The sequence below is a fragment of the Streptomyces sp. 796.1 genome (assembly GCF_047525675.1).
Lineage (GTDB): Bacteria > Actinomycetota > Actinomycetes > Streptomycetales > Streptomycetaceae > Streptomyces.
This window is the reverse complement of the sequence record NZ_JBLIWA010000035.1, coordinates 55,896-69,644: the sequence shown is the minus strand read 5'-3', so window position 1 is coordinate 69,644 and position 13,749 is coordinate 55,896. Positions and strand designations below refer to the sequence as shown.

General features: G+C 73.1%; 9 protein-coding genes. 1 reads left to right on the top strand and 8 read right to left on the bottom strand.

The genetic code is table 11. The features are described 5' to 3' along the window. Positions 1 to 15 precede the first annotated feature (15 nt). The 7 genes from ACMA1D_RS22785 to ACMA1D_RS22755 form a co-directional block, all read right to left on the bottom strand. Positions 16 to 978: an aldo/keto reductase gene (locus tag ACMA1D_RS22785; RefSeq protein ID WP_414725862.1), complete on the bottom strand. Its 963-nt coding sequence runs from the start codon at positions 976 to 978 to the stop codon at positions 16 to 18. Positions 979 to 1,263: 285 nt separating this feature from the next. Further along, positions 1,264 to 2,493 carry a beta-ketoacyl-[acyl-carrier-protein] synthase family protein gene (locus ACMA1D_RS22780; protein WP_414725861.1) on the bottom strand — a complete coding sequence of 410 codons (1,230 nt, stop codon included), beginning with the start codon at positions 2,491 to 2,493 and terminating at the stop codon, positions 1,264 to 1,266. Next, the gene (locus ACMA1D_RS22775; RefSeq protein ID WP_349990252.1) at positions 2,490 to 2,747 is read right to left on the bottom strand and encodes a phosphopantetheine-binding protein; all 258 of its coding nucleotides are present in this window, start codon (positions 2,745 to 2,747) and stop codon (positions 2,490 to 2,492) included. The genes ACMA1D_RS22780 and ACMA1D_RS22775 overlap by 4 nt, the downstream gene beginning before the upstream one ends. Next, complete coding sequence (locus ACMA1D_RS22770; protein ID WP_414725860.1) at positions 2,744 to 3,937, bottom strand: beta-ketoacyl-ACP synthase III; 1,194 nt, start codon at positions 3,935 to 3,937, stop codon at positions 2,744 to 2,746. Before ACMA1D_RS22770 ends, ACMA1D_RS22775 begins: the two co-directional genes overlap by 4 nt. Beyond that, positions 3,934 to 5,868, bottom strand: a complete 1,935-nt coding sequence (locus ACMA1D_RS22765; RefSeq protein WP_414725859.1) for an FAD-dependent monooxygenase — start codon at positions 5,866 to 5,868, stop codon at positions 3,934 to 3,936. Before ACMA1D_RS22765 ends, ACMA1D_RS22770 begins: the two co-directional genes overlap by 4 nt. Before the next feature lie 63 nt (positions 5,869 to 5,931). Beyond that, positions 5,932 to 6,969 (bottom strand): 3-oxoacyl-ACP synthase, encoded by a 1,038-nt coding sequence (locus ACMA1D_RS22760; protein ID WP_414725858.1) that lies wholly within the window; start codon positions 6,967 to 6,969, stop codon positions 5,932 to 5,934. Continuing rightward, positions 6,966 to 8,078 carry an AfsA-related hotdog domain-containing protein gene (locus ACMA1D_RS22755; protein ID WP_414725857.1) on the bottom strand — a complete coding sequence of 371 codons (1,113 nt, stop codon included), beginning with the start codon at positions 8,076 to 8,078 and terminating at the stop codon, positions 6,966 to 6,968. The genes ACMA1D_RS22760 and ACMA1D_RS22755 overlap by 4 nt, the downstream gene beginning before the upstream one ends. A gap of 363 nt (positions 8,079 to 8,441) precedes the next feature. Here ACMA1D_RS22755 and ACMA1D_RS22750 point away from each other — a divergent pair, with 363 nt between their 5' ends. Then, a complete protein-coding gene (locus ACMA1D_RS22750; RefSeq protein ID WP_414725856.1) occupies positions 8,442 to 9,533 on the top strand; it encodes an ACP S-malonyltransferase in 1,092 nt (363 codons plus the stop codon). A 1,448-nt stretch (positions 9,534 to 10,981) separates the two neighbouring features. Here the strand turns inward: ACMA1D_RS22750 and ACMA1D_RS22745 are convergent. Further along, the gene (locus tag ACMA1D_RS22745; RefSeq protein ID WP_414725855.1) at positions 10,982 to 13,723 is read right to left on the bottom strand and encodes a pPIWI_RE module domain-containing protein; all 2,742 of its coding nucleotides are present in this window, start codon (positions 13,721 to 13,723) and stop codon (positions 10,982 to 10,984) included. Positions 13,724 to 13,749 lie beyond the last annotated feature (26 nt).

Sequence of the window (13,749 nt, the reverse complement as noted above, 5' to 3'; positions counted from 1 at the left end):
CCCCCCCCGCCGGGGTCAGTACCGGCCGCCGACCGGGGTGGGCAGCGCGTCCAGCGCCGCCAGGTCATCGGCGCTCAGGTGCAGCGCCTCGGCCATCACGTTCTCGGTCAGGTAGCGCGGGTTCTTGGTGCCGGGGATGGGGATGACGTGCGTCCCCTGGGCGAGCGTCCAGGCGATCGCCACCTGGGCGGGGGTGGCCCCGTGCCGGGCGGCGACGGTGCGTACGGCCTCCACGATGCGCAGGTTGGCGGCGAACGCGGCGTCCGCGAAGCGCGGGTTGGTGGCCCGGAAGTCGCCCGCTTCGAAGCTCGGCCGGTCGAAGGCGCCGGTCAGGAAGCCGCGCCCGAGCGGCGCGAAGGGCACGAACGCGGCGCCGTGCGCGGCGCACCAGCCCACCACGTCGGTGCCGGAGGCGAGCGGGTCGCGGGTCCACAGCGACAGTTCGGACTGGACGGCGGAGACCGGGTGGATGCGGTGCGCCCGCTCGATCTCCCCGACGGTCACCTCCGAGAGCCCGAGGCGGCGCACCTTGCCCCGGGTCACCAACTCGGCCATGGCGCCCCAGGTCTCCTCCAGCGGCACGGCCGGATCGACGCGGTGCAGGTAGTACACGTCGATGACGTCCGTACCCAGGCGGCGCAGGCTGGCATCGGCGGCCCGTCGGATGTGCGCCGGCGAACCGTCGCGGTGCATGGTCCGCGTCACCAGGTCGTCCACGACCAGGCCCACCTTGGTCGCGACCACGGCCTCCGCCCTGCGGTGCGCGAGCACCCGGCCCACCAGGGTCTCGTTGTGCCCGTCGCCGTACACGTCGGCGGTGTCCAGGTGGGTGATGCCCAGGTCAAGGGCCTGTTCAAGGACCGTGACCGAGAGGTCGTCGTTGCGCTGGGACTCCGCGTAGCCCCAGCTCATTCCCATACAGCCGAGGCCGATCGCCCCGACCTCGGGGCCCGTGCCGCCCCATTGCCGCGTCCGCATGCGCTTCTCCTGTCCCTGGTGGGCCGTCGTCGGTGCTGTTGCGTGGACCGCGTACGGGGTGCCGCACGCGGTTCTCGTACGGGTTGTCGTACGCAGTCGTCGTACGGGGGTGCCGTACGGGGCGGAGCCTCGTACGTGCCGGCGCCCGTACCCGGTGCAGTGTCGTACGCGTTGCTTGGGTGCTGGTGGCGGACGGGCAAGGGGGCCCGCGGGCCGGGGGTCACGGGGTGGGCGCGCGGGCCCCGGCGAGCGCGGGCCCGGGGCCGCGGCCCGCGCGGGCGGTGGTCAGGCGGCGGTGAGCACCAGGGCCGCGTTGTGCCCGCCGAAGCCGAGCGAGGTGCTGACCGCGACGTCCAGCGGCGCCGTACGGGGCCCGCCGGTGACCACGTCCACGGCCACCTCGGGGTCCACCTCGCGCACGTTGGCGGTGGGCGGCACGGCCCCGTGGCACAGCGCGAGCGCGGTGTAGGCGGCCTCGATGGCGCCGGCTGCCGCCAGGGTGTGCCCGGTGACGCCCTTGGTCGAGGTGACGGCCGCGCCGCTGCCGAGCACCCGGTGCAGGGCGCGCGCCTCGGTCAGGTCGTTCATCGGCGTGGACGTGCCGTGCGCATTGACGTGGCCCACGTCGGCGGGGGCCACATCGGCGTCGGCGAGCGCGGTGCGCAACGCCCGCTCCAGTCCCGCGCCTTCGGGGTGCGGGGCGGTGGCGTGGTAGGCGTCGGACGCGGCGCCGAAGCCGGCGACCGCGGCGTACCGGCGCGCCCCGCGGGCCCTTGCGTCCCGCTCGCGCTCCAGGACCAGCACGGCCGCCCCCTCGCCGGCCACGAAGCCGTCGCGGTCGGCGGCGAACGGCCGGGAGGCGGCGGCCGGTTCGTCCCTGCGCACCGACAGGGCGCCCATCCTGGCCAGCCCCGTCATGGTCGCCGGGGTGAGGGCCGACTCGGTACCGCCGGCCAGGACGACGTCGCACAGGCCGCTGGCGAGCCAGTCCCGTGCGGTGCCGATGGCGGCGGCGCCCGAGGCACAGGCGGTCGCGGTCACCAGGCTCGGGCCGAGCGCCCCCAGGTCCATGGCCACGTAGCCGGCCACCATGTTGACCATGCCCATCGGGATCATCAGCGGCGACAGGTCCTCGGGCGCGCCGCCGTAGTACGTGCGGTGCTGGGCCTCGAAGGTGGTGGTGCCGCCCAGCGAGTTGCCGAGGACGACGCCGACCCGGGCGGCGTCCCAGGTGCCGGGGCCGTGCCCGGCGTCGGCGACCGCCTGCCGGGCGGCCACCACCGCGAGTTGGACGAACCGGTCCAGGCGCCAGGCCGTGCGCCGGCCGAGCAGCGCGTTGGCGTCGAAGTCCGGCACCCGGCAGGAGAAGTCGACCTCCACGTCCTTCAGTTCGGGGTCGGTGGCCGCGGCGGAGACCCCGGACAGCAGCCGGCGCCAGTTCTCGTCGGCGCCCGAACCCGCCGGGGTGACCAGCCCCAACCCGGTGATCGTCGCCCCGCCCCCGGCGCCGGTCACCCCCGCGGTCCCTTCGCCTCGATGACGGCCACGGCCTCGTCCAGGGTGTGCGAAGCCTTCAGCTCGCCGTCCTGGAGCACCACGCCCATCTCCTTGCGCAGCAGCAGGCCGAGTTCGATGAGGATGAGCGAGTCGATGTCGAGCTCTTCGAAGGGCGCGCCGGAGAGCAGTTCGTCCTCCGGGAGACCGAACTTCTCGTTCATGAGGAAGACCACCCGGTCCTTGATCTGCTGGGTGTCGATGGCCGCGGTCATGGCTGTTCCTTTCGGATGGTGGGAACGTGGGGTGCATCGACGGACAGGTCCGGCCAGATGAGCGCGGTCGAGCCCCAGGTGAGACCGCCGCCGAAGCCGGTGAGCAGCACCCGCTGCCCGGGGCGCAGGTCGCCGGCGCGTACCGCGTCGGCCAGGGCCAGCGGGATGGAGCCGGCCACCGTGTTGCCGACCCGGTCGAGGTTGCTGACCACCTGCTCGTCGGCGAGCCCGAGTTGGTCGCCGACGGCGCGCAGGATGCGGGCGTTGGCCTGGTGGGCCACCACCCGGTCCAGGCCCGGCTGCGACCAGCCGATCCGGTCGACCAGCGCCAGCGCCGACTTGCTCATGTTGAGCACCGCCTGGGTGAAGACGGCGCGGCCGGCCATGGTGAAGTACTCGTCGCCCGCGGGCGCAGGACCGGCGGTGGAGCGCTGCCGGGAGCCGCCGGCCCGTACGGTGATCAGGTCGGCGCCCGCACCGTCGCTGCCCAGGTCGAAGCCGAGCAGCGCGCCGGGTTCGTCGGCCCGGCCGGCCCGTAGGACCACGGCGCCGGCACCGTCGCCGAAGATGGCGCGGGTGGTGCGGTCGCCCGGGTTGAGGATGGTGGAGAAGGTGTCGGCGCCGATGACCAGGGCCCGGGTGGCGACGCCGGCGGTGAGCATCGAGGCGGCCGTGGCCAGCGCGTAGACGAAGCCCGTGCAGACGGCGCCGACGTCGAACGCCGCGACGGAGCCGAGGCCGAGCCTGGCCGCGACCGCCGGCGCGGTGGCCGGGCAGGGGTGGTCGGGGGTGCTGGTGGCCAGCACGAGGAGGTCGACCGGCTCGCCGCCCGGGCTGCTGGGGCCGCCTGGGCCGTCGGCGTCGTCGGGGCTGTCAGTGCTGCTGGGACTGCCGGCGCCGTGACGGCCGCTGGTCGTGCCCGGTTCCCCGGCGCCGGCCGCGGCGGTGGTGGTGCCGCCGGTGCCGTGCCGGGCCGCGGTCCTACGCGCCGACTCCAGCGCCCGCCGGCCCGCCTCGACGGCCAGGTCGGAGGTGGCGTCGCCGGGCGCGATCAGATGCCGCTGGGCGATGCCGGTACGGGTACGGATCCACTCGTCGCTGGTGTCGAGCTCCTCGACCAGGGCCGCGTTGGGCACCACGGTCGGCGGCACCCAGGCGCCGAGCCCGCAGACGACGGCCGCCGACGTCACGACGCCGCCTTGTCCGGCGCGCCGGGCCGTGCCTTGCGCGGGGCCGGCTTGGCCGCGGGCTGCTCGGCCGGGGCGGGCTGCTCGGCCGGAGCGGGCGCGGGGGTTTCCTGCTGCGAAGGGGCGGGTGCGGGGGCTGCCTGCCGGGACGGGGCGGGCGCCGGATCTGCGGACGGGGCCGGGGCGGACACCTGGTCCGCGTACGGGGCCTGGGCAGGCGCCCGGCCAGGCGCCGGGGCCTGGGCGCCCGCCGCGGCGCTCGCGCCCATCTCGGTGACGGTCTCGCTGCCCAGGTTGGCGGCCGGCGGCAGCCCGGGCAGCACCACCCGGGCGCGCCGCAGGGCGATCCGCAGCTCGGCCGGGTCGGGCTCGGACAGCGAGGCGATGTGGCCGTCGGGGCGGACCAGTACGGCCTTCGGCTGCTTGCCGAGGAGCGGCCTGAAGCCAGGCCAGGCGGAGATGTCCACGACGGGGAAGCCGGCCGGCAGCGCTTCCAGGAGCGCCGCACGCTGCTCCACCCACACGTCGTGCTGGCGCTCGCCCGCCCACAGCAGCAGGGTGGGCCGTTCCGGGTCGACGGTGGGCCAACGCCCGCCGCCGGCCGCCGCGGTGACCCCGGTCGCGCCCTCGCCGACGGCGCTGCCGTCCGCCGCGCCGTGCCGGCTGAAGACCGGCAGCCGGTCGCCCACCCGAGCCAGCCTGGTCAGCGAGGGCAGCGTGTCCCACAGCGTCTCGGCCGGCCGGTAGGTGACGTCGTGCTGGGCCATCAGCGGGGCGCCGAACCGCTGGAGCACCCCCGTACGGCGGGCGACGCGGACCAGCGTGTCCCGGACGGCGACCTCGCGGCGGCTGTGGAACAGGCCCCAGCTCGTCTGCTTCGCAGTGGTGAGGACGACCCGTTCGGCCGCCGTGCGCCGCTCGGAGTCGTAGCTGTCCAGGATGCCGGGCTCCAGCGTGCCGCGGATCACGCCGGCCAGCTTCCAGCCGAGGTTCACCGCGTCCTGGATGCCGGTGTTCATGCCCTGCGCGCCGGCCGCGCTGAAGATGTGCCCCGCGTCGCCGGCGAGGAAGACCCGGCCGTCGCGCAGGGTCTCGGCGACCCGCCGCCGGGCGCGGAAGATGGTCGTCCAGTTCAGCGGCCCGATCAGCCCGCGGCGCGGCGCCCGCTCGTCCATCACCTGCTGGAACAGCGAACGCGGCGGCGGGTGGCCCTCGGTCCAGCCGGGCACGCTGACCGCCAGCCGGAACAGGCCGTTGCCGAACGGGGCGAAGCCCAGCGCACCGCCCCGCGTGTAGCAGTAGAGCAGTTCGTGCTGGTGCAGGTCGCCGTCGATCGGCCCGTCGCCGATGGCGAACAGCACGTCCTCGCCGCTGCCCAGGAAGGAGATCCCGGCGAAGCGGCGCACCGAACTGTGCGCCCCGTCGGCGCCGATGACCCAGTCCGCCTCGATCTGCTCGACCCGCTCCCCGGGCCAGGTCACCTCCACCACGGGCCGCTCGCCCGCGTTGTCGAGACCGGTGACCTTGCCCTGCTCGACCTTGCCGCCCAGCGCCACCATCCGCTCGCGCACCACGTCCTCGGTGCGGTCCTGCGGGATGACCAGGCCGAACGGGTACGGGGTGTCCTTCAGGCGGCTCATCTCGATGGCGCCCAGGGGCCGCTTCTGCGAGAAGTAGGAGACCGCGCTGAGCCGGTTGCCGGCCTCGGCCAGCGGCTCGGCCGCGCCGATCCGGTCGAGCAGTTCCAGGCTGCGCGGCCACACCACGATGGCCCGCGAGTGCAGCGCCGAGTCCGGCGGGGTGCCGTCGATGATCCGTACCGGCACGCCCTGGCTGAGGAGTTCACACGCGAGGACCAGACCCACGGGGCCGGCTCCGACAATGAGCACCGGCCGCTTCTCGCCCGGGTGCTCGCGTAGGGGAATCGTCATCATCGTGCCTTTCGTTCCGGCGCCCGGGCCACGGCGTGTGCCCGGCGCCACGGAGGTGAGGGAGGGTCAGGGACGTCCGACGACCACGCCGCTCCAGGTGAAGCCGGCGCCCGCGCTGAGCACCACGGCGTGCTCGCCGGGCCGCAGCGCCCACGGTCCCGGGCCGCCCAGCGCGGTCAGGTTGGACAGCAGGTCACCGGCGCCCAGGTGGCCGGTGTCCGCGCCGAGGTCGACGGCAGGGGCCGGGGTGATCTCCGCGACGGCCGGCCCGTAGATGTCGCGGGCGGTCGCACCGCCCAGTCGCGGCAGCAGCACCGCGCGCAGCGCCGGGTCCTTCGGCGCGAGCCGTGCGCTCTCCAGGGCCGCGGCCACCACCCGGGAGGTGGTCTCGCGCAGCCGCGCCACGAACGGCTCCCGGCCGGTGCCGGTCAGGAACGCCTTCTTGGTGCGTCGTACGTTGACCGTCGGGTACGCGGCGTGCGGCACCTCCTGGAAGTGGTCCAGGTCGCGGTGGACGACCTCCAGGTCCGGCGCGGCCTCGGTGACCTGGGCACGCAGGACGAGCGCGTGCTCGGACCCGGCGCCGCCCCGGGCGAGCACCGCGGCCGTGCCGCTGTCGCCGTACCAGACGCCGTAGTCGCTGCCCCACCGGTCGAAGCCGGGCGCAGCGAACCGGTCCCCGGTGGTCACCAGCACGGGCCCGTGGTCGGGCTCGGCCACCAGCCGGGCCAGCGCCGCGTCCAGGCCCGCCGCGCCGCCGTTGCACATCTGCTGGATGCCGATCGGTACGGCGCGCACGGCGCCCACCTCGCGGGCCACGTAGTGCGCGGGCGACCAGAAGTCGTGCCCCTGGTAGTAGGTCCAGGCGTGCAGGACCGTGCGCACCGCGGCGGCCTCGACGCCGGCCCTGGCCAGGGCCGAGCGGCCGGCTCGCACCGCGAGTTCGGGGGCCGCGTCGGCGGCGGACACCGGCAGCCGCTCGTATCCCATGGCGCTCGCCTCGTCCGGCGTGACCAGCCCCGCTGCCTGGGCGTCGACCGCCTTGACGACGTTGGGCGGCAGCCACTGGGCCGGGGTGAGCACGACGTCCTCCGGCGCCCTCATGCCCGCTCCCCCGCCCGCTCGGCCCCGGGCCCGGACGGGGGCTCGGGGTGGGTGTGAGAGTGGGGCTGGGCGCGGGTCTCGGACGGGGGCACGGTCGGGGACCGGGTGCCGGGCGCGGGGTGGGCCGCTGCGGCCAGCGCGGACGTCGCGGTGTGCATCCGCCCGGCCGCGATCACCTCACTGTCCTGCGTGAACTCCAGGTGGAAGGTCCGCACGTGGGCCAGTACGCTCCGGAACTCGTCCTCGCCTCCGGGCGCGTACGCCTCGGCCTTGCGGACGTGCACGGTGGTACGGGAGTCGAGTTCGGCGTACCGCGTGAACGAGAAGTCGAAGCCGACGACGGTGGTACGCGGCACCGAGGCCCCGAACAGGTCGGACCCCGCCAGCAGGCACAACTGCCGGGCCGCCTCCATCAGCACCATGCCCGGCAGGTGGTCCTGCGCGTGGTCGAACATGCTGCGGTGGTCCACCGGCGGCCGGATGGTCGCCGACGCCCCGTCCGGGCCCACGGTGACCTCGCCGAGCACCACGTTCGCCGGGTCCGAGCGCCCCACCAGGTGCGGGTCGACGGGCGCCGGGCCGCGATCGATCTCCGCGAACGGCGTCAGCGGCCGGCCCCGGCCCCGCTCGCGCACCGTGTCGTACACCGCGCCCGGGATGTAGCCGACGTCGATGGTCACCTGGCCGAGGCGGTGGGCGAACAGCTCAAGCTCCACCTCGTAGGTGAGCCGCCGGACGTCACCGGCCGCGCCCCGCCGGTTGCCGGTGCGCACCCGCATCGTCAACTCGCCCGGGCGGTCGCCCCGCGGCGCGGTCAACAGCCCGGGCAGCGTCATCGACCACGACCGCAGCAGGAACTTGGTGTCGCGGGCGACGTCGAAGAAGACGTGGCCGCCATAGGTCTCTGCCTGCCGTGCGCATTCGAGCAACAACAGCGGGTCCGGGACGCCGAGACGTGCGGAGCGCTCCGTGTAGTAGCCGTGTGCCGCGGGCAGTTGGGCGGCGGCGAGATACTCCGATGCATTGACGCGCCGGGCGTCGGTCAGAAAGACCTCGGAGAGCGCCCACCGGTGGAGCAGGGACCGATCCACGGTTTGCGTGAATTCCATGACCCGCGCTCCGGGCCGGCCATGCTGGGGAACCTTCGATTCCATGAACACCTCCAGGACCTGCGCTCAGGAATTTCCTGCGTAAACACCCCTCACACAGGAAATTCCACGCTCTCCCAACGTCCGCGCACACCACCCGAAAGACATCGGCGATTTCCCCGCCGACCGGGCCCAGGCAATCGCCGCCGTGTGCGCCGTGTCGTGACGTGACCAGCATTCAGCAGCCCCACCAATTTTGAACTCAAGCCGGGCGAAGGCCGCGACCAAGTGGCCCGTGCTTGTTGCTGGCTTGAGTCACGCCCGCCAACAATCAAAGCGCCACTCGGTTTATCGAAAGACACGAAACGTCGGGAGGAACGCGCAGTGGTCACGGCACGGGAGGACACGCCAGAGGACGTACGCGATGACGCGCGGGCCAGCGCGGCGGGCGCCGGGGCCGCCGGCGCGGCAGTCGACCGGACGGTCGACCTGACAACCGGCCCGCCAGAGCGCCCCCGGGCCGGCGCACGAGCCGCGGTGGACATCACGGGCGAACGCATCGCCGCGCTCTTCCCCGGCCAGGGCGTACAGCGTTCGGGCCTGGGGCAGCAGTGGCGGGAGGCGCCCGCCTGGCACGAGGTGACCACCGCCGTCTCCGAGGCGTCGGGACACGACGTGGCCGCCCTCCTGCTGGAGACCGACACGGAGGAGCTGACCCGCACCGACCTGGCGCAAATCACGGTCTACACCGCCTCGTTGCTCTCCTGGACGGAGTTCCGGCGCGCCCACCCGACCGCGGAGGTCGCTGCCTTCGCAGGTCACAGCCTCGGCGAGTACACGGCACTGGTCGCAGCCGGCGCCCTCACCGCAGCCGACGGCGCCCGCCTGGTGGGCGCCCGGGGCCGGGCGATGGCCGAGGTGGCCCGCCACACCCCCGGCGGCATGGCCGCGGTCATGGGCGCCCCGCTGGCGGAGGTGACGGAGCTGATCGAGCGGGTACGGGCCACCGGCGGACACCTGTGGGTCGCCAACCTCAACAGCCCCTTGCAGACCGTGGTGGCCGGCGACCGCGAGGCGATCGAGACCGGCGGCGCCCTGGCCCGCGACGCGGGCTGGCGCTACAACGTGCTCCCGGTCGCCGCGGCCTTCCACACCCCCCACATGGCGCCCGCGGCCCGCGCCCTGACCCAAGCCCTGACCACCGTCGCCTTCGCCCCCACCCACCACCCCGTAGTGGCCAACGCCGACGCCCGCCCCCACCGTGAGGGCGCGGCCTGGCCCGCCCTGTGCGAACACCAACTCACCTCCCCCGTACGCTGGCAGGCCACGGTGCACACCCTGGCCCACGACCTCGCCTGCACCCACCTCATCGACCTCGGCCCCGGCCGCACCCTGGCGGGCCTGGCCCGCAGAACCTTGCCGGACGTCCCGGCCACGGCCGTCCAGGCGATCGCACCGGTGGGGGCGGGGGTTTAGGTGGGGCGGCGACCGTAGCTGACGTCAGGGCCCGGCCCAGGTGTCAGCGGTACTCCGTCGAGGTGGCCCGCGGGGACGTCGGGTTGGGCGACTGAACGACCGCGCGGCCGGTCACGGGTCGGGGAGCCGCGGACACAGCATTCGCCTAGGTCCCCCCGGACGCCGGAGACAAGGCCCCGGAGCTCAGGAGATGAGGTTCTGGACCCGGAAGGCGTATCAGCCGAGTGCGATGGAGTTGTAGTCGTAGCGCACCTGCTGAAGGCTCGGATGGCGTCAGTCAGGGCGCCTGCGTCCACGTCGATCAGGGCAGGAGTATGGGCGTCAGTGCGATGGCCTCCGGCGCCTTGAACGCTCCAGGTCCGCCGGTGTTCGCTGCGAACGCCTGCGACAGTCTCTCCAACCGAACGCAGGACACGCCCCCGACCACGACACGCGGGAGTAGGGCGTGAACACGGTGGGGTGAGGAGCGGCAGGGCAGACGGAGGAGGCCCTGCCATGGCAGGGCCTCCATGTCACAGCGACTGGACGAGCACCGCGGATGCGAGGACCTCGTCCTGACAGAACGTCTGTCTGGCTGAGACTGGAGTCACCCAGTCGCTCCTTGGCGTCAGTCTTGAATGGCCACAGGCAACAGCGGTGTGCACAGGAGCCTGACGAGTGGCAACCACCGCTTCGAGGTAGCGCAGCAGCAGCGCTCGATCCCCACCAGGCACAGCAGCATAGCCTTGTGTCATTCGGGAGTCAGCAGAGTCTGCTCACCGTACGGATCGGGCACCCCCATTCGCTCAGAATCGCCGAGTGCTACTGACACACATGGGTCCCCACCCCTGGCACCTCCCCCGCACTACACGCCACTCCGGCCCCTGCGGTAACTCCCGCAGGCTACGCCGAGAAGCGGGGGGCCTGTGGCACTTTCCTCACTTTGCAATTGTTGATAGCCACCGACTCGAACTGGCGAACGTCGCACGGGTCGAATGCTCAGGTCCAGCCGGAATGCACGGACCGCTCCGACCTGGCGCTGACAGTGCACGGAGAGTTCTCGACGATCCGTCAGAATGCAGATGGGACAAGCATCAGCTCCTTACCCGCACCGCTGACACCACGCACGCTGCGCACCGGCAAAGCCCTAGGTCAACCGCCCGACTTAACCGGCTCCGAAATCGCCACGCACTCCACATGCGCCATCGGAAGCATGTCGCCCGGGTAGACTCAGAGGAAGCCGCAGGTCAAGTCCGTCTCTCGTCTCCGTCTTGGGGCCACCAGGCGCTTAGAGCGTCACGGCAGACGCCCAGTGATCCCAACAAGGAGTGCACCAGACACCGCCCCCGTGGTCAGGTTCAGGCTTCGGCCCTCACACGAGGGAAGCATTGATCCTCATCAGCGTCGATCATCTGGGACGCCCCATGCAGGCGGCACCTTGCTCAAGAAGCGGATGACGTACTCCCCGCTTACTTCGTTCCGGCCACCGGAAGTACGTACTCACCGGCGAGACGCGCCAGGTGCAGCGGGAGAGGCCGGGCGAGCGGCGGGTAGTCGTCGTGGTAACGCAGCTGGTGCGCGAGCGTCGCCCACTCCGCCGGCCGGTCGGGCGAGTCACCCGCCCGCCCGGAGTCCGTCAGCGCTTTCTCCGAAAGACAGCCGAGCACAGTGATCTCTAGTTGCCCGGGGTTCCACGCGGTCTTTCCGGGCGCTGTCCGGCCCTGTGCCGTGGGCACCAGCTTCATGAGCCCCTTCGGCAGTTTCGCCACCGTGTGCGGCTTCGAGGCCGTACTCGCGAAGACACGGCCCTCCGTATCCGCCGTCCCCCACACACCCTCGGCGAAGCCGACCCCGCCCTCGGTGTCGTGGGCGTACCACTCCGCCACTTCACCCCGGGCGTTGGCGTCCCGTACGAGCAGCACCCGCAGGTCGTGGCCGTAGATCGTGTGCCGCTGGGCGGGCTCGGCCCCGAAGCCGAGCGTGTCGCGGTCCAGTGCCCCGTTGCGCAGGCCAGGCCAGCACTGGCGCAGATTGCCGGCATCCGCCAGCAGCAGCGTCGGACGGTCGCGGAGCTGGAAGAGCAGTGCTCGGATCTGCCGCTCGGTCTCCCGCTGCCTGTCCTGCTCCACGCCCGGGCGGGCAGCGGGCCGGGATCCTCCCGGGACTGCCGAGTCATCGACGAGCTTCCCCGTGCTGATCTCCTTCCCTCCGCTCGCCGCCGGTTCCCGTGCCTGGGAGAGCAGCAGCAACAGCTTCGGATACGGCACCCATTCGGCTCGTTCTGCGTCCCACCCCTCGATGACTCCCGATCCGTCCCCGGGGCGCACCCGCACCGCCACCAACCGGTGGACGGGGCATCGCGTGGGCCCCTTCCTGGTGTGGCGTACGAGCCAGAGCGCCGCGTACTGAAGGTCGCCCGGAATACCTGCTCCCACCCGATGGGCGGGCGGGCTGATCGCGCCCAGCTGCCGGAAGGCGTCCAGCCAGGTCCACCTGGCCCGGTGTTCCAGAGCGCTGTCGGTGTCGTCTGGCGAGTTCACGAACTGGGTCAGCCGTCCCTGCCGTGCCCAGGCGATGCGCAGCGCGTGCTTGGGGTCGGAGTCCGGGACGGCGGCGAAGCGCTCCTTGCCGGCGATCTCCGTGATCACGACTCCGGCCCCGCCGAGGAGCGGGTCCGCCCAGTCCGCCACGAGCCCGCAGCGCCCTTCGATGGCCTCGGCCAACCGGACGGCCCTGAGGCGCCCGCGGGCTCGGGTGGTCGGCAGGACGTCGGCCAAGGGCCCCGCGGGCCGGGCCCGGACGCGGATGTCGACCCCCTCGCACTGCCACTGCCAGGTCTCCCCGTCGGCCGACGTCACTTGCTGCCCGGCGGGAAGACCAATGAGCTTGGGCAGCTCGGCGAGCAGCGCCGCACGGGTTTCCGGGGACTGCCAGAAGACGTCGATCTCCAGGGGGCGGCCGTTCAGTGCGCGTGTCAGCGCCACCCGCCGTTGCAGAGCCAGCTGGGCGTCGCGGACGCCCGGGCCGCGTCCGGCGCCGGAACGGGGCAGCAGGGAGGGTGTGTTGCTCCGGGAGACGCGCGTGAGGTCGGGGACCCGGGTCAGCAGGGGGCGCAACCCTTCCTCGACCCAGGCGTCCAGATCCGCCCGCTCTCGTGGCATCAGCCCGGGTCCGACCTCGTGCGGGCCGATCGACGGGTGGTAGACGATGCCGGCGGCCACGTCCCCGGAACCGTTGATCCAGCGTTCGGGGTCGGAGAAGAGCGCTTCGGGCCGGGGATAGTTGCGCACGATGTCCAGCTCGGGCACGAGCGGTGCGGGGCTGTGCCGGCGCCAGGCCAGTTCCTTCGACCGCCGGTCGTAGCCCAGCGTGTTCACCATCAGCCGGTGGCCCCGGTCCGGCCCTTCCGGCCACGGCAGTGGAGCGTCGAGCAGGACGGTCGTACCGCCGAGCTGGTGGGGGCGTACGTCCAGTCGGGTGGCCCACCGGCGTACCTGGGTGGACACATGGACGCGGAACCGCGGGGCGAACGGCACGGTGTGGACGGTGATGGTGAGGCAGGCCGAGTAGTACCAGGTCTGCCGACGGCGCTCGTATCGCTGAGGCGGCCAGGAGACGAGTCGCGCGCCGTCACCCGAGCTCTCGACGCGGAAGTGGAGCGGGGTGCCGCTCGTGCGGAACGTCCTGGTGACCAGCCGGAAGGCGATCCACTCGGGCAGCAAGCTGTAGAGCCGCACGGCGGGTTCGGCGGTTCCGCCCGCCGAGAGCACGCTCTCGGCGAGGTCGACCGGTTCCGTCTCCCAGTGGGGCAGACGTGCCATCTCGGCCGGGTCACCGGAGCGGAGCCTCTCTTCGAGATCGGCGTCCTCCGAGTCGTCGTCCTCCCGGTACATGCCCGCCGCCCAAGCTCCTACCACCGGGGCCAGCACGTCCGGCGGGACGGCTTCCCTCGCGTAGAGCCACGGCAGACGGCCGTCCATCCCGGCGTTGCGGCCGGTCGCGATGACGCCTGGCGCCATCGCCTGGAGCAGGGAGTTGAGCCTGCGCACGGGGAGCCGGTGGGGGTGGACGGACTTCTTGTCCGCCTCGGCATGCATCCCGGTGAGCTCGGCGTGCAGGTCCTCGCCGAGCCGCAGCACTTTCATCTCCTCCCGCCAGGGTTCGTGGAGCGGGTCGGGTTCGTAGGCCGCGACGCGAATGTGGTGGTACACGGAATTACCTCCTGGGACAGGGGCTC